This is a genomic window from Streptomyces sp. NPDC045846 (assembly GCF_056431605.1).
Genome location: NZ_JBWKKJ010000008.1, coordinates 251,609 through 270,343, shown reverse-complemented (window position 1 = coordinate 270,343; position 18,735 = coordinate 251,609). Strand labels below are relative to the sequence as shown.

18 protein-coding genes are annotated in these 18,735 nt (G+C 72.9%); 3 read left to right on the top strand and 15 right to left on the bottom strand.

The features are described 5' to 3' along the window. The first annotated feature begins 95 nt into the window (after nt 1-95). Nucleotides 96-353, top strand: coding sequence for a hypothetical protein (locus AC07F3_RS23850; protein ID WP_114037960.1), 258 nt, complete (start codon nt 96-98; stop codon nt 351-353). A gap of 12 nt (nt 354-365) precedes the next feature. On the opposite strand, the gene AC07F3_RS23845 is transcribed toward AC07F3_RS23850, so the two are convergent. The 10 genes from AC07F3_RS23845 to infC form a co-directional block, all read right to left on the bottom strand. Further along, entirely contained in the window at nt 366-902 is a 537-nt protein-coding gene (locus tag AC07F3_RS23845) for an NUDIX domain-containing protein (RefSeq protein ID WP_114037959.1), read from the bottom strand. A gap of 51 nt (nt 903-953) precedes the next feature. After that, entirely contained in the window at nt 954-2,294 is a 1,341-nt protein-coding gene (locus AC07F3_RS23840) for a transcriptional regulator (protein WP_479116477.1), read from the bottom strand. 249 nt (nt 2,295-2,543) lie between these two features. Continuing rightward, nucleotides 2,544-3,611, bottom strand: a complete 1,068-nt coding sequence (locus AC07F3_RS23835; protein WP_479116476.1) for a PP2C family protein-serine/threonine phosphatase — start codon at nt 3,609-3,611, stop codon at nt 2,544-2,546. 230 nt (nt 3,612-3,841) lie between these two features. Then, entirely contained in the window at nt 3,842-6,370 is a 2,529-nt protein-coding gene (pheT, locus tag AC07F3_RS23830) for a phenylalanine--tRNA ligase subunit beta (RefSeq protein WP_479116475.1), read from the bottom strand. Then, on the bottom strand, nt 6,370-7,491 hold the full coding sequence (gene pheS, locus AC07F3_RS23825) for a phenylalanine--tRNA ligase subunit alpha (protein ID WP_479116474.1): 1,122 nt from the start codon (nt 7,489-7,491) through the stop codon (nt 6,370-6,372). Before pheS ends, pheT begins: the two co-directional genes overlap by 1 nt. A gap of 147 nt (nt 7,492-7,638) precedes the next feature. Then, nucleotides 7,639-8,763, bottom strand: coding sequence for a sensor histidine kinase (locus AC07F3_RS23820; RefSeq protein WP_479116473.1), 1,125 nt, complete (start codon nt 8,761-8,763; stop codon nt 7,639-7,641). Between the two features lie 54 nt (nt 8,764-8,817). After that, nucleotides 8,818-9,672, bottom strand: a complete 855-nt coding sequence (locus AC07F3_RS23815) for a TrmH family RNA methyltransferase (protein ID WP_479116472.1) — start codon at nt 9,670-9,672, stop codon at nt 8,818-8,820. A gap of 124 nt (nt 9,673-9,796) precedes the next feature. Beyond that, complete coding sequence (rplT, locus tag AC07F3_RS23810) at nt 9,797-10,183, bottom strand: 50S ribosomal protein L20 (protein ID WP_114037952.1); 387 nt, start codon at nt 10,181-10,183, stop codon at nt 9,797-9,799. Nucleotides 10,184-10,287: 104 nt separating this feature from the next. Continuing rightward, nucleotides 10,288-10,482: a 50S ribosomal protein L35 gene (gene rpmI / locus AC07F3_RS23805; protein ID WP_030754426.1), complete on the bottom strand. Its 195-nt coding sequence runs from the start codon at nt 10,480-10,482 to the stop codon at nt 10,288-10,290. A 103-nt stretch (nt 10,483-10,585) separates the two neighbouring features. Continuing rightward, nucleotides 10,586-11,278 (bottom strand): translation initiation factor IF-3, encoded by a 693-nt coding sequence (infC, locus tag AC07F3_RS23800; protein WP_479116471.1) that lies wholly within the window; start codon nt 11,276-11,278, stop codon nt 10,586-10,588. 348 nt (nt 11,279-11,626) lie between these two features. Between infC and AC07F3_RS23795 the strand changes: the two genes are divergently transcribed. Further along, complete coding sequence (locus AC07F3_RS23795; RefSeq protein WP_479116470.1) at nt 11,627-11,986, top strand: DUF1844 domain-containing protein; 360 nt, start codon at nt 11,627-11,629, stop codon at nt 11,984-11,986. 39 nt (nt 11,987-12,025) lie between these two features. On the opposite strand, the gene AC07F3_RS23790 is transcribed toward AC07F3_RS23795, so the two are convergent. The 3 genes from AC07F3_RS23790 to AC07F3_RS23780 form a co-directional block, all read right to left on the bottom strand. Further along, nucleotides 12,026-12,754, bottom strand: a complete 729-nt coding sequence (locus tag AC07F3_RS23790) for an SseB family protein (RefSeq protein WP_479116469.1) — start codon at nt 12,752-12,754, stop codon at nt 12,026-12,028. Between the two features lie 59 nt (nt 12,755-12,813). Further along, nucleotides 12,814-13,986, bottom strand: a complete 1,173-nt coding sequence (mycP, locus tag AC07F3_RS23785; RefSeq protein WP_479116652.1) for a type VII secretion-associated serine protease mycosin — start codon at nt 13,984-13,986, stop codon at nt 12,814-12,816. A 62-nt stretch (nt 13,987-14,048) separates the two neighbouring features. Continuing rightward, nucleotides 14,049-15,104, bottom strand: a complete 1,056-nt coding sequence (locus AC07F3_RS23780) for a hypothetical protein (protein WP_479116468.1) — start codon at nt 15,102-15,104, stop codon at nt 14,049-14,051. Nucleotides 15,105-15,264: 160 nt separating this feature from the next. Between AC07F3_RS23780 and AC07F3_RS23775 the strand changes: the two genes are divergently transcribed. Further along, complete coding sequence (locus AC07F3_RS23775) at nt 15,265-16,467, top strand: amino acid deaminase/aldolase (RefSeq protein WP_479116467.1); 1,203 nt, start codon at nt 15,265-15,267, stop codon at nt 16,465-16,467. A gap of 1 nt (nt 16,468) precedes the next feature. Here the strand turns inward: AC07F3_RS23775 and AC07F3_RS23770 are convergent, their stop codons facing one another. Both AC07F3_RS23770 and AC07F3_RS23765 read right to left on the bottom strand, forming a co-directional pair. After that, nucleotides 16,469-17,365, bottom strand: coding sequence for a DUF2510 domain-containing protein (locus tag AC07F3_RS23770; RefSeq protein WP_479116466.1), 897 nt, complete (start codon nt 17,363-17,365; stop codon nt 16,469-16,471). Nucleotides 17,366-17,387: 22 nt separating this feature from the next. Beyond that, a complete protein-coding gene (locus tag AC07F3_RS23765; RefSeq protein ID WP_479116465.1) occupies nt 17,388-18,671 on the bottom strand; it encodes a haloacid dehalogenase-like hydrolase in 1,284 nt (427 codons plus the stop codon). Nucleotides 18,672-18,735: the final 64 nt, after the last annotated feature.

Genomic DNA, 18,735 nt, shown 5'->3' with positions numbered 1-18,735 from the left:
GCCCATCGCACACGCTCCCGTCCCTGGGCCACGGCGAGTTGACTCTGAGCCAGCACCTCCCTGGCACGTCCGGAACAGGACTAAGGAGCCACACCGTGTCCACCCACTCGGGACATTCGACCACCGTCGACGAACTGGCGGAGTTACGCCGCCGCCTGGAAGTCGGCATGGCCCATCTGGACGGGCAGCTCGCGCTGCTCGCCCAGCGGGGCGAGCAGACCGAGCGCGAACTGACCGACGCGGTGGGGCGGGTGGCGGCCCTGGAACACCTCAGGTGGCCGCTCCCCGCCCTCACCGTGCTGACCGCCGTCGGCGCCCTCTCATTCGCCGTGTGGCAGGCCCTCGGCCACTAGCCCGTCCTGCGGCTAGCCGTCGCCCAGCCGCAGATGGTGCAGGAGTAGGAGTCCGGCCGCCATGTTGGCGGCCGGGACCTCCCCTCGGGCGACCATGTCGGGCACCAGCTTGAGGGGTATCCACTCGCGCCGGGACGACTCGAAGTCGTCCTCGGGGTGGCCGATGTACTCGGCCGACTCGGACCAGAACAGATGGTGCCGGGCGTCGATGAGCCCGTTGGCGGGCTCGACGGTCAGCAGGGGTTTGAGCGGTCCCGGCCGCCAGCCGGTCTCCTCCTCCATTTCCCGGGCGGCGGCGGCCTCGATGTCCTCGCCGTCCTCGACGACTCCGGCGGCCAGTTCCCAGCCCCAGCTGTCGGTGATGAAGCGGTGCCGCCACAGCAGCAGCACCTCGTTGGCGGCGTTGACCGCGGTCGCGACGGCGACCGGCCGCAGCCGGATCAGGAAGTGGTCCAGGTGCCGACCGTCCGGAAGCTCTACGTCCGCGAGGTTGACCCGAAACCAGCGATTCTCATACACAGTTTGTTCGCTCAGGTTCGTCCACTGCACGTTTCTGCCACCTTCCGACAAGTAGATGGCAATATCGCAGCAGGCTGACGGTTACAGGGGAACGCGAAGTGCCCCGTCGATCAGCTCGGCGGCTTCGTCGGCGCCGGCGCAACCGCTCTCGACCAGGTGCTCGCGCACCAGGCGCAGCCGATCACGCAATCGCTGCGACTCCATCCCCCGGGCCCGCTCCGCCATTTCGACCGCGGTGGCCACGGCCCGGTCCGCGTCGCCCTGTCGCAGCTCGATCTGCGCGAGCATCGCAAGGCGGTGCACCCTGCCCCTGTCGTGGGAGGGCTCGTCGGCCGCCAGCGCCGCCTGTTCGCGCGCGGCCGTCAGATCGCCGAGGCTGAGCAGGGCCTCGGCCACCTGGACGTTGACCAGGCCCGGCTGGACGTAGCCGGTCTCGGCCGGTTCCTGGCCCGGCCTGATCCGCCCGGCCGCCGACTCGGCGCTCCTGATCGAGGACAACGCGCCCTGCCCGTCGCCCAGATGCGCGTACGCCTTGGCCTGCATGGCGTGCAGATCGGCCGCGAGCGCGGGGCTCAGCCGGCCGCCCGCCGCCCGCAGCGCCGCCTCGGCGAAGGCGACCGACTGGCGGTAGTCCCGCATGAACAGCGACTGGTTGACCAGGAGCGCGATGACATAGGCCCCGAGTCCCCTGTCTCCGCTGGCCTTCGCGAGCCGCAGCGCCTGGTGGAAGTAGCGCTGGGCGAGCCCCTGGGCGTTGGAGTCGTACGCGCAGATCCCCGCGATGGCCACCAACCCACCGGTGGCGCGGTGCAGTTGACGCCCGGTGGCGTCCGTGTAGCCGCCGCGCAGCAGGGGCGCGGTCTCGGCGTTGAGGAAGCCGACGATGCGCGAGCGGGTCGCGATGCCGCCCGCCTTGCGGTACATCAGCTCGTAGTGCTCGCGCGCCGAGCGCAGCATCTCGATGTCGGACTCGCCCACCGCGGTCTGCCCGTTGCGCGAGACGTCGGTGTCCTCCGGCGGGTTCTCCCACTCCCATACGGGCATGACGGCCGGGGTGCCGGTGACGGCGGGGGCGTCGAGTATGTGCGTGCGCTGCTGCTCGTCGGAGCGCCACAGGGCGGTGGCCCGCTCGACGAATCCGGCGAGCGGCGAGCCGTGCGCGGCGACCGGTTCGCCGGGCACCCCGAGGCCGATGTCGTCGAGGGTGACCCGGCGCCGCAGCCGGCCCGCGAGCACCTCGCAGATCAGGTCGGGCACCTGGCCGCGCGGCCGCTGGCCCTTCAACCACCGGGCGACCGCGGTGTGTTCGTATCTGAGTGCGAGGCCTCTGGCCCGACCCGCCTGGTTCACCCGGGCGGCCAGCCCGGCGTGCGAGATCCCCGCCTCGTCCACCAGGGCGTCGAGCAGGGTATTGGGCTGCATGGGGCCCTCCGTTGGCTCGGTGCAGTCAGCGTAGACGAGCCGGGTTCACACGGGGTGTGAAGCGAGTACCCGCATTTATGCGCCGCGCTCTCTGCCCACGGCGGCCCGCAGTCGGTTCACTTTGATGTGCCTCTCCTCGAGGCGACCGGGCCGCCGGCTCCCCCTCGTACAGTGCGGCGGCCCGCTCCTGGCGCCGTCCGCCCTGTCCGCGCTGCCCGGCACTCCCGGCAGGGCGGCGGCGCCCCACCGTCAGCGGTGGACACCGGCCGCCTCGCCGCTGGTCTGCTGGGCGGGCACCCGGACCCGGTCGTTGCGCAGCACCAGGAGGGCCACATCGTCCGACAGCCGCCCCCGCGTGTGGTGCAGGACCGCGCGCCGCACCCGGTCGACGACGTCGGCCGGCGACACGGGCGAGCCGCGGGACGCGTCCGCGAGCGCCTCGCGCAGCGCGAAGAACCGCCCGGCGCCGTCCCGGGCGTCCTCGGCGCCGTCGGTGTGCAGGCAGAGCGCCTCGCCGGGCAGCAGCCGGGTGCAGCGCAGCGGGGTGAGTTCGGCGGGGAGCGCGAAGGGGCCGAGCGGCGGCAGCGGGTCGCCGGGCGCGAGCTGCTCGGCGCCGCGGCAGAGCCGATAGGGCCACGGGTGGCCGCAGTTGAGGGCGTAGACCTCGCCGTTGGGCCTGATCTCCAGGAGCAGCACGGTGACGAACTCCTCGGCGAGCGGGCTCTCCGGCTCGCCCCCGCCGGCGGCCGGGTGCTCGGCGCGGCAGCGCTCCCGCAGATGCCGCGCCAGCGCCCGGTCCAGCCTCCTGAGCAGACCGGCCAGTTGGGGCTCGTCGTGGGCGGCCTCGCGGAAACTGCCGAGGACCGCGGCCACCGCGCCGATCGCGGCCAGCCCGTGGCCGCGCACGTCCCCCATGACGACCCGGACCCCGTGCGGGGTCGACATCGCCTCGTACAGATCGCCGCCGATCGAGGCGCCGCGGCTCACCGAGAGCTGTCCCGCGGCGAGCGCGATCCCGTCGAGCCGCGGGGGCAGGGGCCTCAGCAGCACCCGCTGGGCGACCTCGGCGATGTGCCGGATGCGCCGCAACTCCCGTTCGGCCGTGACCCGTACGCCGTTGGCCAGCCACACCACGGCGACCAGGAAGGCGAGGCAGGTGGTGATCCGCAGGCCCATGCCGTCCTCGCCGGCCAGCGGGCAGCCCAGCTGCCAGGCGACCACCAGGACGAGCCAGCAGGACGGCAGGACGAGGGCGAAGGCCCGGCGGGAGCGGAGTGCGGCCGCGCAGGCCGAGGTCCATCCCGGTGTACGGATCATGCCGTCGGCCCCCCTAGGCCACTGCGCGCTGTAGTGCACCGGACCGCAGGGTTCCGGAAGCCGCACCGGCCTGCACGGCCGGACCGATTCTTTCGATCGTCCGCGCCCTTTTGCGCAGATCGACCGGACTTCTCACCCGAACGAGTGAGACGTCAACGGCTTGTTCCCGGACGGCGAGAGGGGCGCACCGGGAGTCCCGGTGCGCCCCTCTCGTTCCGTTCTCGCGCGGGCTAGGCCCCGCGCAGCACCGCGCCCGTCTGCTCGGCGGCACGGGCCACCGCGGCGTCGCGGGCGGCCGAGGCCTCCTCGACCGTCAGGGTGCGGTCGGCGGCGCGGAACCGCAGCGCGTACGCCAGCGACTTCTTGCCCTCGCCGACCTGCTCGCCGCTGTAGACGTCGAACAGCCGGATGGACTCCAGGAGTTCACCGGCGCCGACGCGCAGCGCGGCCTCCACCGAGGCGGCCGGGACGCCGGCGTCGACGACGAGCGCCACGTCCTGCGTGGCCACCGGGAAGGTGGAGATGCTCGGCGCCTGGACCACGCCCTGGCCGGCCCGTTCCAGGGCGTCGAGGTCGAGCTCCATCGCGCAGCTGCGGGCGGGCAGCCCGAACGCCTTGACGACACGCGGGTGCAGCTCGCCCGCGTGCCCGACGAGGGTCTTCCCGCCCTGGCCGGACACGTACAGCTCGGCGCAGCGGCCCGGGTGCCAGGGGCCGTACTGGCCCTGCTCCACGGCGAGTTCGAGCCCCGCCTCGCGGGCCACGGTGCGCGCGGCCTCGATCGCGTCCGCCCAGTCGGCCGGGCGGCCCTTGCCCCACCAGCCGGCCTGCTCGCGCGCACCGGCCATGACGGCGCCCACGTGGCGCGGCTGCACGGGCAGCACGGCGTCGAGGGCGGCGATCTCCTCGTCGGTGGGGCGGCGGTCGACGGGCAGCCGGGCGGCGACGCCCGGGGTGCTCGACGGGTGGAAGACCAGGCCCGTCTCGAAGAGCGCCAGGTCGTGGCTGCCGCGGCCGTCGTTGCGGCGCAGCGTGGCGAGGAGGCCCGGAAGCAGCGTGGTGCGCAGCGCCGGCTCCTCGTCGCTGAGCGGGTTGACCAGCTTCACGACCGCGCGGTTGGCGTCGTCGGCGTCCAGACCCAGCTGGTCGAAGACGGACTCGGCGACGAACGGGTAGCTCGGCGCCTCGGTGAACCCGGCCCCGGCCAGCGCCCGGCCGACCCTGCGGTGCAGGCGCTGACGCTCCGTCAGACCCCGTCCGGCGGGCGGCTTGGGCAGCGTGGAGGGCAGGTTGGCGTAGCCCTCCAGGCGGATGACCTCTTCGGCCAGGTCGTTCGGCTCGGTGAGGTCGGGGCGCCAGGACGGCACGGTCACGACCAGCTCGTCCTGCCCGTACGCGTCGCAGCCGACCTCCTGGAGGCGGCGCACGACGGTCTCGCGGCCGTACTCGATGCCCGCGACGCGGTCCGGGTGGTCCGCGCGCATGGAGATGGTGCGCGGCGCGGACGGCGAGACGATCTCGGTGACGCCGGCCTCGGCGGTGCCGCCCGCGAGCAGCACCAGAAGGTCGACGGTGCGCTGAGCGGCGGCCGCCGCGGCCTGCGGGTCGACGCCGCGTTCGAAGCGCTTGGACGCCTCGGACGACAGCTTGTGGCGGCGCGCGGTGCGGGCGATGGCGACCGCGTCGAAGTGCGCGGCCTCGATGACGACCTCGGTGGTGCCCTTGACCTCACCGGTCTCGGGGTCCGTGACGGAGTCGGCGATCTCGGTGTTGGCTCCGCCCATCACCCCGGCCAGGCCGATGGGGCCCCGGTTGTCGGTGATGACGAGGTCGGCGGCGTCCAGCTTGCGCCGGGTGCCGTCGAGCGTGGTGAGGAGCTCGCCCGGCTCGGCGCGGCGCACGCCGATGGGGCCGTCGACCAGGGCGCGGTCGTAGGCGTGCAGCGGCTGGCCGAGCTCGATCATCACGTAGTTGGTGATGTCGACGGCGAGCGAGATCGGGCGCATCCCGGCCTTCTGCAGCCGGCGCTGGAGCCAGATCGGGGAGCGGGCCTCGGGGTCCAGGCCGGTGACGGTGCGCGCCGTGAAGCGGTCGCAGCCGATCGGGTCGGAGATCTTGACCTGGTAGCCGTACGAGTTGGGCCCGGGCACGTCCAGGAGCGCCGGGTCGCGCAGCGGCAGGCCGTAGGCGATGGCGGTCTCGCGGGCGACGCCGCGCATCGACAGGCAGTCGCCGCGGTTGGCGGTGACCGCGATGTCGAGGACCTCGTCGACGAGTTCGAGCAGCGCGATGGCGTCGGTGCCGACCTCGTGCTCCGGCGGGAGCACGATGATGCCGCCCGTGGTGTCCGGGCCCATGCCGAGCTCGTCGCTGGAGCAGATCATGCCGTGCGAGGTCCTGCCGTACGTCTTGCGCGCGGCGATCGCGAAGTCGCCGGGCAGCACGGCGCCGGGCAGCACCACGACGACCTTGTCGCCGACCGCGAAGTTGCGGGCGCCGCAGACGATCTCCTGGGGCTCACCGGTGCCGTTGGCCTGGCCGACGTCGACGGTGCAGAAGCGGATGGGCTTCTTGAACCCCTCCAGCTCCTCGATGGTGAGGACCTTGCCGACGACGAGCGGGCCCTTGAGCCCGGCGCCGAGCTGCTCGACGGTCTCGACCTCGAGGCCGGCGTCGACGAGCCTGGCCTGCACGTCGCGGCCGGTCTCGGTGGCGGGGAGGTCGACGTACTCCCGCAGCCAGGAAAGCGGGACCCGCATCAGATCTCCATCCCGAACGGCCGGGTGAACCGGACGTCACCCTCGACCATGTCTCGCATGTCTTCTACGTTGTGGCGGAACATCAGCATCCGTTCGATGCCGAAGCCGAAGGCGAATCCGCTGTACTTCTCGGGGTCCACGCCGCAGGCGGTGAGCACCTTCGGGTTGACCATGCCGCAGCCGCCGAGCTCGATCCAGCCCTCGCTGGAGCAGGTGCGGCAGGGCCGGTCCGGGTTGCCGACGGACTCGCCGCGGCAGACGTAGCAGACCATGTCCATCTCGGCGGACGGCTCGGTGAACGGGAAGAAGTTCGGCCGCAGCCGGGTCTCGATGCCCTCGCCGAACAGCGCCTTGACCATGTGGTCGAGGGTGCCCTTCAGGTCGGCCATGGTCAGGCCCTCGTCCACGGCGAGCAGCTCGACCTGGCGGAACACCGGGCTGTGCGTGGCGTCCAGCTCGTCGGTGCGGTACACCCGGCCAGGGCAGATCACATACACCGGGGGCTCGCGGTCGAGCATCGAGCGGATCTGCACGGGCGAGGTGTGGGTGCGCAGCACGACACCGGAGTTCGCCGACCCGTCCTGGCCCTGCACAAAGAACGTGTCGTGCTCGGAGCGGGCCGGGTGGTCCGGGCCGATGTTGAGCGCGTCGAAGGTGAACCACTCGGCCTCGGCCTCGGGGCCCTCGGCGACCTCGTAGCCCATGGCCACGAAGACGTCCTCGATGCGCTCCGAGAGCGTGGTCAGCGGGTGGCGGGCGCCGGCCGGCACGCGGTCGTGGGGCAGCGTGACGTCCACCGCCTCCTCGACCAGGACCCGGGCGTCCCGCTCGTCCTCCAGCTCGGCCTGGCGGGCCGCGAGGGCCTTGTTCACGGCGCCGCGGGCCATGCCCACGAGCTTTCCGGCCGCGGCCTTGGCCTGCGGCGGCAGCGCGCCGATCTCGCGGTTGGCGAGCGAGAGGGGCGAGGTGCTTCCGGTGTGCGCGGTCTTCGCCTGGGCGAGCGCGTCGAGGTCGCCCGCGGCGGCGAAGGCGGCGAGCGCCTCGTCCCGCATGCGCTCGATCTCTTCCGGTTTCAGCGCCTCGACCTCGACAGGGTCGTACGACTTATTGGGTGCCGACATCTCTTCCCGTGCTTCCGATTGTCTTGGCTGGGGGTCCCCGCGACCGCGAAGCGATACCGCGATAGCGCGCGGACACAAACGCGCCAAAGGTCGAGTCTAACGGGGTGGGGGAATGCGATTGCGCCCGTGGGCGGCTCGGGGGGCGGTCTACTGGAGATACGCCGGAGCGCCGACGGGCAGGATAAATCGGAACTGGGCGCCGCCGCCGGGGCCGCGTCCGACCGTGATGGTGCCGCCGTGCGCCTCGACGATGCCCTTGACGATGTACAGGCCGAGCCCGGTGCCGCCGCGCTTGCTCCCCCGCCAGAAGCGGGTGAAGACACGGCCCATCGACTCCTCGGGGATGCCGGGGCCTTCGTCGCTCACGGTGACCGCCGTTCCCTTCTCGTCGTGCTCGTCGATGCGGACGGGCGCTGGTGCCACCTCGATGGTGACGGTTCCCTCGCCGTGGCGCACCGCGTTTTCCAGCAGGTTGCCCAGCACCTGGTCGATCTTGTCCGGATCCGCCCACAGATCGGGCAGCGGACGCTGGATGCGGACCAGGAAGCGGTCCGGGGACTGCCCGGAGGCGACGTGGGCCTGGAGGTGGCGGCCGACGGCGGCCGGGATGTCGACGGGCTGGCGGCGCACTTCGAGGCGGCCCGAGTCGATGCGCGAGATGTCGAGGAGTTCGGCGATGAGCCGGGTGACGCGGTTGGCGTCGGCGTCGACGGTCTCCAGCATGAGCCGCTTCTGGTCGTCGGTGAACCGCTCCCACTTGGCGAGCAGCGTCGCGGTGAAGCCCTTCACGGAGGTCAGCGGCGAGCGCAGCTCGTGGGCGACGGTGGCGATGAGCTCGGCGTGCGAGCGCTCGGTGCGCCGCCGGGCCTCGGTGGAGCGCAGGCTGACCACGACCCGGCGCACCGGCCCGGTCGGGCGCTCGCGCACGTACCGCGCGGAGACCAGCACCTCGCGCCCGCCGGGCAGCAGCAGGTTGCGTTCGGGCTGGCCGACCCGGATGGCGAGACCGCCGTACGGGTCGGTGAGCTGCCACCAGCGGCGGCCCTTGAGGTCCTCCAGGGGCAGCGCCCGCTCCAGCGGAAGGCCGAGTGCCTCGTGCTTGGCGACCGCCGTGATCCTGACGGCGGCGGCGTTGAAGCAGATCACCTGTCCCTTGTCGTCGGCGACCACGATGCCGTCGGGCAGGTCGTCGGGGTCGAAGCCGAGGACGTCAGGACGGCCGGACGGACACAGCGCGGTGCTGTTGCCGATGCTGCTCATGCCGACAGCCATCCCCGTATCCCACCTCTCCGAAGCGCTGAGTGGGCCCCCGAGCCCGCAACACTACTAGTTCGAGGTGACGGAACGGCACCCTCCGGCAGCACGCTGCGCACGAGCGGAGGCGTAGAGGCACACGGCCGCGGCGGTGGCGAGGTTGAGGCTCTCGGCCTTGCCGTGGATGGGCACGCGCACCACGGCGTCCGCGAGTGCGCGGGTCTCCTCGGGCAGCCCCCAGGCCTCGTTGCCGAAGATCCACGCGGTGGGGCCGCCCATGGTGCCCGCGTCGAGCTCCGCGTCGAGGTCGTCCTCGCCCGCGCCGTCGGCCGCCAGGATGCGTACGCCCGCGTCCCGCAGGCCCTGGACGGCTTGCTCGACGGGGACGCCCACGGCGACCGGCAGGTGGAAGAGCGAACCGACCGACGCCCGCACCGACTTGGGGTTGTAGAGGTCGACGGAGGCGTCGGTCAGGACGACCGCGTCGGCGCCCGCGGCGTCCGCGCAGCGCAGGACGGTGCCGGCGTTCCCGGGGTCGCGGACGTGCGCGAGCACGGCGACCAGCTGGGGCTTCGCCCGCAGGATCTCCTCGAACGGGGAGTCCAGGAAGCGGCAGACCCCGACCAGGCCCTGCGGCGTGACGGTCTGCGAGACCTCGGCGAGCACCTCTTCGTCGGCGTAGTGGACGCGGGCTCCGGCGTCGAGCGCCGCGGCCACGATGTCGGCGTAGCGCTCGGCGGCCTCGACGGTGGTGAACAGCTCGATCAGGGTGGGCTCGCCGTCGCTGCGGTGCTCGACGGCCTCGCGCACGGCCTGGGGCCCCTCGGCGATGAACCGGCGTTCCTTGCCCCGGAAGTTGCGCCGGGCGAGCCGGCGGGCGGCGGCGACGCGCGGGGAACGCGGGGAGATCAGCTCGGGGGTGCCCATGGGTCGGCGGCTCTCATTTCGTACGGGGTGCGGATGTCGCGGCCGGGAAGCGGCGAGGGGGAACGCAGCGGACCCGCAGGCGGGAGGCCTGCGGGTCCGGGCAATGCCAGGGAAGGGCGCCTGATCAGGCGGCGGCCTTCGGGGCGTTGACGTCGCTCGGGAGGGCCTTCTGGGCCACCTCGACGAGCGCGGCGAACGCGTTGGCGTCGTTGACCGCGAGCTCGGCCAGGATCTTGCGGTCCACCTCGATGTTGGCGGCCTTCAGACCCTGGATGAGGCGGTTGTACGTCATGCCGTTCTGGCGGGCAGCGGCGTTGATGCGCTGGATCCACAGCTGACGGAAGTCGCCCTTGCGCTTCTTGCGGTCGTTGTAGTTGTAGACCAGCGAGTGGGTGACCTGCTCCTTGGCCTTGCGGTACAGGCGCGAACGCTGACCGCGGTAGCCGGAGGCCGCCTCGAGAATTGCCCGGCGCTTCTTGTGGGCGTTGACTGCCCGCTTGACGCGTGCCACTTGTTAACTCCTTGTAGCGGGGCCGTGGTTGGACTCACACGACCCGAAATCGAATAGGTCCCGGTCTCGACGTCCCGCCTCCGGTCACCGGAGGCGGAGGAACGTCACTTGCCGAGAAGCTTCTTGATCTTCTTGGCGTCGCCCGGGGCCATCTCGGCGTTGCCGGTGAGGCGACGCGTCAGCTTGGACGACTTGTGCTCGAGCAGGTGGCGCTTGCCGGCGCGCTCACGGAGCACCTTGCCGGAGCCGGTGATCTTGAAGCGCTTGCTGGCACCGCTGTGCGACTTGTTCTTCGGCATAGCGCCGTTATCTCCTCGTCAGTGGCGCTCCCAGCCGGTCCGGGGACCGGCGCTCGGGAGCGTCATATGTGTCGGTTGATGTCCGGAACGGGCTGTCCCGGAATCAGGCCTCGGCGGGTTCCTCGGCCGGCGCGGCCTCGGCGGCGGGCGCCTCGGCGACGGTCTCGTCCTGAGCGGACTCCTCCGTCTGAGCCGACTGACCCTGGCGCTCCGCCTTGCGGGCCGCCTGGGCCTCGCGGGCTTCGGCCATCGCCTCGGTCTTCTTCTTGTGCGGACCGAGAACCATGATCATGTTTCGGCCGTCCTGCTTCGGGCTGGACTCGACGAAGCCGAGCTCCTCCACGTCCGAAGCGAGGCGCTGGAGCAGTCGGTAGCCGAGTTCCGGCCGGGACTGCTCGCGACCACGGAACATGATCGTGATCTTGACCTTGTCGCCCTGCTTGAGGAACCGGACGACGTGACCCTTCTTGGTGTCATAGTCGTGCGGGTCGATCTTCGGCCGGAGCTTCATCTCCTTGATGACCGTGTGCGCCTGGTTCTTGCGCGCCTCACGGGCCTTCATGGCCGACTCGTACTTGAACTTCCCGTAGTCCATGAGCTTGCACACGGGCGGACGGGCGGTCGCCGCGACCTCGACCAGGTCGAGGTCATACTCCTGGGCGAGCTCCAGGGCCTTGGCAAGCGGAACGATTCCGACCTGCTCGCCGCTGGGGCCGACAAGTCGCACCTCGGGAACGCGAATCCGGTCGTTGATGCGGGGCTCGGCGCTGATGGATCCTCCTCGGTAGCACCACACGACTGTCTGGCAGACAGCCGCGTACGTCACTGTTGACGTGACCAACCGCCACGAGGCACAAAAAATGCCCCGGACGGACACAGGCGGGGCTCCAAGAAAACCGGAACACCGCCGCGGTCTACCGCGGGGCGCACATCGGGCGGCTCCATCGTCCGTACGGAACGATGGTGGCCACCTGACCGGATGACCCGCCGCCCCTGAGGGTGGCCGGGTGGGAGATCGGAGCCTCCACTTGTGGGCCGGGCACACGTGCCTGGCCGGTCGTTACACAAGGTTAGCAGCATCCGGACAGAGGGGCTAATCGAAGGCGCGGGAAGAGGAGCGGCGGACACCGCATATCGTGTGGGCATGAGTGAGACGCCCCCCCTTGAGCCCGCAGACTTCGACACCATGGCCCGCGACATCGCGGAGGTCCCGGCCGTCGAGGTGATCGTGACGGTCGCCGTGAACCTGATGAGCGCCGCCGCCGTGAAGCTCGGGCTGACCGAGGAGGGCGAGCAGCACAAGGACCTCGACGAGGCCCGCAAGCTGGTGCACGCCCTGGCCGGACTGCTCGACGCCGGGGCCACCGAGATCTCGTCCTTCCACGCCGCGCCGCTGCGCGACGGCCTCAAGTCGCTCCAGCTGGCCTTCCGCGAGGCGTCGATCGTGCCGGACGAGCCGGGCCAGGGCCCGGGCGAGAAGTACACGGGCGCCGTCTACGGCTGACCCCCGCGCACCGACCGAACGGCCGAGCCGCTCTTCGCCTCAGCGGGTGAAGAGCGGCTCGTTCGGCTGTGGGGCCCCGGACGGCAGCACGGCGAGGTCGAGGCCGCGTACGAGGCGGGCCCGCAGGGTCTCGTCCGCGGCGATCAGCTCGGCCACCTCGCGGGCCGCGTCGGCGGGCACCACCCCGTCGGCGAGGACCAGGGCGAGCGTCCCGTCGGCCCGGCCGGGGCCGAGATGGGCCCGCAGCACCGAGGGAACGGCGGCCACCGCCGAGCGCACCGCCTCGGCCACCGAGGGGTCCGCGAGCGGGTCGGCGCTCGCGCGTCCCTCCGCGAGGGCCAGCAGCGCCGCGCCCTTCAGCTCGTAGGCGACCGGGCCCGCGAGGTCGATGACGACCGTGTCCGCCTTCTCGTGCACCGCGGCCGCGAGGGCCTGGTGCAGCGGCACGGCGACCGGCCGGGCCGCCGGGTCCCACCGGGCGAGCGCCTCGATGGAGGTGAACGCGGGCAGCGCCGTGCGGTCGCCCGCCTTGAGGGTGGGGACGGCCATGTCGCTGGTCTTCTCGCGCTTGAGGCCGTTCTCGTCGATCTCGCTCTCGCCGAGCATCGCGACCACGGGGACGAGCAGCCGGGCCGTGCTCAGTGCGGCGAGCACGCGCGGTTCGGCCGATCTGTCCTCGGCCCAGGCGGCCAGCGCCTCGGTCAGTTCGGGGGCGGCCGTGCCGTCGTCGTCGGAGAAGCCGGAATCCGGAATGTTCTTGAGCGCCACGTCACGAGCCTATCCGGGCCCTTTCGCGGTCCCGCCGCGGGCTCCGCGAGGCGGCGGGCTCAGCGCCAGTCGGGCGGGGTCCTGACGCGGGTGGAGCGCCAGAGCGCCACGCCGGTGGCGAGCAGCAGGACACCGCCGCCCGCCGCGAGGGGGGCCAGCCAGTTCGCCGGGTCGTCGGAGGCGACGGGGGCGTCGGGGCCGCCGCCGAAGTACGTACTGCCGTACGCGGCGGACTCCGAGCGCAGGCCGGCGGGCTTGAGCGCGGCGGCGGCGGTGAGGGCGGCGGCCGGGTCGATCATGCCGTAGCCCCGGGCGTCGTCGCGGCCGCCCTCGGGGACGTCGCGCGCGGTGCTTTCGAGGACCTTCTTGATCTGTGCCGGGGTGAGGCCGGGGTTCGCGGACCGGATGAGGGCGACGGCGCCGGAGACGAACGCGGAGGCGGCGCTGGTGCCCCAGCCCTCGTAGTACTTGCGGTCCGGGTCCGCTATGACGACGTCCACTCCGGGGGCGCTGACGGTCGCGTACCAGCGGCGGGTCGAGAAGGAGGCGTGGGTGCCGTTCTTGTCGACCGCGGCCACCGCGATGACGCCGGGGTAGGCGGCCGGGTAGGAGATGTGGTCGCCCTGGTCGCCGCCGTTGCCCGCGGAGGCCACGACGGCGGCGCCCTTGCCGAGCGCGTACTGGATGGCCGCGTCCTCGGCGGGCTCGGGGTGGGCGGAGGCGCTGTCGTCGCCGAGCGAGAGATTGATGACGTCGGCGCCGTTGTCGGCGGCCCAGCGGATGCCGGCGGCCAGTGCGCCACCCTTGGTCTCGCGGGCCTGTTTGCGGGCCGGGTCGGTGGATTCCAGGATGACCCGGACCGGCAGGATCTTGGCTTCGGGGGCGATGCCGAGCACCCCGGACTGGTTTGCGGGCCCGTGGCCGTGGCCCGCGATGATGCCGGCCATGGCGGTGCCGTGCCGGGCCCAGTCGCGGCTGCCCTGACCGGCCCCGAAACCGATGAGGTCGTCGCCGGGCAGCACCTGCCCGGCCAGGTCGGGGTGGCTGCCGTCGACGCCGGTGTCCAGGACGGCGACCGTGATGCCCTTGCCCTTGGTCGTACGCCACGCCTGCTGGGTGTGCATGGCGCCCAGCTCCCACTGGCGGTCGCGGATGCCGTCGGCGTGGGCCGGGGCGGCGGACAGGAGCAGGGTGAGGACCGCGGCCGTCGCGAGGGCCCCGGCGCTGCGCAGCCGGCGCCGCGGCGCGGTCGCGGACGGCGTGGTCACGGGCGGCTCGGTCACGGGAGGCTGGTTCACGGGGCGGGCTCCGGGCTCGCGGCGGCCTTCTTGCGCAGGCCGCGTTCGACGTTGTCGGCGATGCCCTTGGCGTCGTGGCCCAGGCCCGCCTCGGCGACCGGACCGCTCGCCCCGTCGGCCGTGGCCCGTTCGGCGGGCTGGGGGGCGGTGACCGGGCGGCCGTCGGCGAAGCCGGAGACCGCGGTGACGACCACGGGCGCGTCGGTGAGGACCCGCACCGTCCAGCTCGCGCGCTGCGGGTCGCCGAACCCGGCGGCCTCGGTGCCCTTGACCGGGTAGGTGCGCGGCAGCAGGTCGGGACGGTCGGCGAGCTTCTCGCTGGAGAACCGGTTCGCCAGGGCGGTCATCGCGGCGGGTTCGGCCTGCGTGAAGACCAGACCGACGGTGGTCACGCTGCTGGCGGTCGCGTCCGTGTAGGTGGCGCGCACCATGCGGGCGCAGCCGACGGGTTCGAGGACCTTGAGGAGGAGCGGGTCGAGGGCGCCCGCGCAGTCGCCGTCCGGGGCGACCCCGATGCGGGTCCATTCACGGTCGGCGCCGCCGGGGCCCGCGCCGGTGCCCCGGATGGTGCGCGGGAAGAGGGTGTCGACCGGCACGCTGTGCCACAGACCGCGGGCGGCGGTGTAGTTGCTCCCGGTGACGGGCCCGCCGGGGCCGTCGTCCAGCCAGGTGCCCGCGGCGGCCCCGCCGATGAGCCCGGCGCCCAGGACCACACACGCGGCGGCCGCGCCCACGACGCCGGGTCGCCGCGCGGGCACCGGACGCAGCGGGCCGGGCTCGTCGGACAGCGGTTCCGGGGGGAGCAGCGGCTTCGGCGGGGCGGCCGGCAGCGGGGGTATCGCGGGCGGCGGCGGCTGGGGCGAAGCTCTGGGCGGTATGGGGGTGTTCGGGAGGACCGGGCCCGGGTCGATGAGGTCGAGCGCCGAGCGCAGCCGGCTCGCGGGCCCCTCGGCGGCGGTCGGCGGCGCGGGCGCGGGGCTCTCGCCGGACTCGGGTTCCTGGGCGGGCGGCGGCAGTTGGGGAGTGCCCGGGGGTCGTGCGTCGGTGGTCATCCGCCCCCCTCGTGCCCCTCGTGCCGTTCCGTTCAGCCCGCTACCGCGTGGGCGTCACTCTACGGGTTGATCCTGTGCGGGCGCAGACCGGGCGGCGGCCCTCCACATCCGCACCGGCTCTCCCCTACCGTGTGGTAACCGCTTCTGGCAGGCTTCCGCCATGACACCCCGCGCCGCTGACCGCGCCCGGTACGACCGGGCGACCGCTCATCTCGACGCGCCCATCGCGATCGTCGATCTGGAGGCGTTCGACGCCAACGCGGACGACCTCGTGCGCCGGGCGGCCGGGAAGCCGATCCGGGTCGCCAGCAAGTCGGTGCGGTGCCGGGCCCTGCTGGAGCGGGTGCTCGCCCGGCCCGGGTTCGCGGGGCTCATGTCGTTCACGCTCGCCGAGTCGGTGTGGCTGGCGCGCGCCGGTTTCGAGGACGTCCTGCTGGCCTACCCGTCGGCGGACCGGGCCTCCTTCGCCGAGCTGACCTCGGATCCCAAGCTCGCCCGCGCGGTGACCGTGATGGTGGACGACCCGGCGCAGCTCGACCTCGTGGACGGGGCGCGCGCGGACGACGGCCTGGAGGTACGGGTCTGCCTGGAGCTCGACACCTCGCTCCAGCTGTTCGGCGGCCGGGTGCGCGTGGGCGCCCGCCGCTCGCCACTGCGCACCCCGGCCCAACTCGCCGAGCTGGCCCGCTCGGTGGCCCGGCGCCCCGGCTTCCGGCTGGTCGGGCTGATGGCGTACGAAGGACATGTGGCGGGGGTCGGCGACGCGGTGGCGGGCCGCCCCGTGCGCTCGCGCGCGATCCGCCTGATGCAGGCCACGGCCCGCAAGGAGCTGGCGGCGCGGCGGGCCGAGGTGGTGCGGGCCGTGCGGGCGGTCGTGCCGGAGCTGGAGTTCGTCAACGGCGGCGGCACGGGCAGTGTGCAGCACACGGCGGCCGAGGCGGCGGTGACCGAGATCGCCGCGGGGTCGGGGCTGTACGTGCCGCGGCTCTTCGACAACTACACGTCGTTCAGCGGGCGTCCGGCGGCGCTGTTCGCCCAGCCGGTGGTGCGCCGGCCGGGTGTGGGGGTCGTGACGGTGCTGGGCGGCGGCTACCCGGCCTCGGGCGCGCCCGGCGCGGACCGGCTGCCGGTGCCGTATCTGCCGGAGGGGCTGCGCTACGACCCGCAGGAGGGCGCGGGCGAGGTGCAGACGCCACTGCTCGGCTCCCCCGCGGACGATCTGCTGATCGGCGACAAGGTGTGGTTCCGCCACGCGAAGGCGGGTGAACTGTGCGAGCGCTTCGACGAGTTGCACCTCGTCGAGGGCGACCGGGTGACGGCGACCGTGCCGACGTACCGGGGCGAGGGCCGCACCTTCCTGTAGCTCACCGGGACGGCGGGGCCAGGCTGCTGCCGACTCCGCCGTTCAGGGCGCCGCCGATGGGTGCGATGCCGCGCGTGATGGTGTCCATGAGGGCGAGCGGCGGCCCGGCCGGGCCCGCGTCGAAGGCGAACCGCGCGATGACCATCGCCTCGCTGCCGACAGTCGAGGGGAAGGCGAGGGACTCGACGCAACCGCCGGGCCCCGCACCCGTCTTCACCTCCCAGCGCACCAGGTAGCCGGTGCGGCCGTTGACCACCACGGGGCCGGACTTCACCTCCCGGTGCGAGGTGATGCCGTTGTAGAGGCGGGCGCCGACCGGGTCGTGGTCGTAGGCGGCGTTGGCCGCGTCGGCGATGTCGTTCTTGGCGATGGCCTCGGCGGTCTTGAGGTCGGTCATGGTGGCCGTCGACGTGGTGACCTTGCCGTGGTGGCAGAAACCGGAGTCGCCGGGGCAGTCGTAGGTGTCCTTGGTGGCCATCGTGACGAGGCCGGTCACCGAGTCGTCGGTCTTCTCCCAGCCGTCCGGGATCGGCAGCGTGATGCCGTTGAGCTGGTCGACGAGGGTGTGCGGGTCGGGCGGCGGCGCTGAACTCGCCTTCAGGGAGGGAGAGTTCACGGGAGCGGCAGATTCCGTGCTCGTCGCAGGCGGGCCGTCTGCGCCGCGGCCCAGGTAGGCGACCGCGCCGACGATCGCGGCCACCACGAGCACGGCGACCGCCACCAGCGGGCCGCGCCGCCGCGCGGGCGGCGCGACGACCACGGCGACCGGTTGCGGGTGTCCGATGACCTGGCCGCCCGGCGCCCTGGTGTGGGCGGTCCAGGCGACGCCGTCCCACCAGCGTTCGGTGCCGGGCGCGCCCGGGTCCGGGTACCAGCCGGGCGGCGTCGTCATGGTCATGCACACACCCTAGGGCGGGGGTTCAGCCCCCGTACACCGTGTCCCGCTGATCCGGGACGACGGTGCCGTCGGCCCGCCGTACGGGGGCCGGGGTGCCGTCGTGGTCGGTGTAGCCGGTGCTCGCACAGGGGTAGGGGGCCGCCTTCTGGCCCTTCGGCTCGATGAACATCGGGTTCACGATCCAGCGGCCGTCGCTGTCGTCGTAGGCCCGGCACATCAGCTCGTTCTTGTTGCGGTTCAGGACCAGCCGCAGGCCCGTCGCGTCCCGCAGGAAGGACACGTCGGTGTCGGAGTCACCGGCGGCGAACACCTGCCGCTTGGCGGCCGGTTGCACCTTCTCGGCCGCGGCGCCGCGCACCCCGAAGATCTCCTGGTTGATCCAGCAGCGCTTGCCGTCGATGTAGGTGATCACCGAGTCGTCGCCGTCCTTGGCCGAGCCGCAGCCTGCCAGGTGCGAGGTGATGCGGCCGTGCTCGGTGGTGGAGCGGATGCCGATGGCGTGATCGGGGTCGACGCCCGCGCCGCGCGCCCACACGTCGACGACCGGCTCGGGCGAGGCCGAGGTGATCCAGACGTCGAAGCCCGCCTTCTTCAGCGTACGGATCAGGTCGCGCTGCTGGTCGTAGTAGCGCACCCAGGCCGTCGCCTTGGTGTTGCTGCCGACGGTCTGCACGGCGTCGGCGGGCGCGTTCAGGTTCTCGGTGCGGGCCGCGGCCGCGAAGGACTTGACCTGGGCCGGGGTCCAGCCGTGCAGGAGCTGGGCGAGCCAGGCGTATGAGGGCTCGATGGTGCGGCGGTCGTACCCGGCGAACGCGGCGCCGCCCTTGCCGGTCTTCCCCTCGCCGTAGACCGCGAGGATCTCGTCGGCGCACGCGGTGTCGGTGGCGGTGGGCAGCGTCCTGGACGGTCCCGCCGGGCAGGCCGCGGCCAGCGAGCGGGCGGCGTCGTCGGTCAGATAGCGGCTGGTGGTGTGCCAGTCGCCGCGCACCGGGCGCTGGATCCTGGAGTTGCGCAGCATCCAGTACATCGTGGCGTCGCCGACGTCGTTCTTGACGACGGTGTTGTCCCAGTCGAAGACGGCGACCGGCTTCTTGCCGTGGCCCGCGCCCGATCCACACGTTCCGTGGCTGTCGATCAGGTCCTGGAGCCGGGCCTTGTTGTCCCCGTACCAGCCCTTGGAGATGGTCAGTTGGGGGCAGTGGGGCGTCCGTGCCTCGGCGGGCTGGGCGGCGACGAGACCGGCCGCGGCTATGGAGAGGGCCGCGGCGAGGACCGGCAGCCGACGGGCGGCGGGGGGCGTGGACACGCTGGGGGACTCCTGTCGTCGGGAAGATCATCGCGGACGTTAGACAGCACAGCCGGGCGTCGTG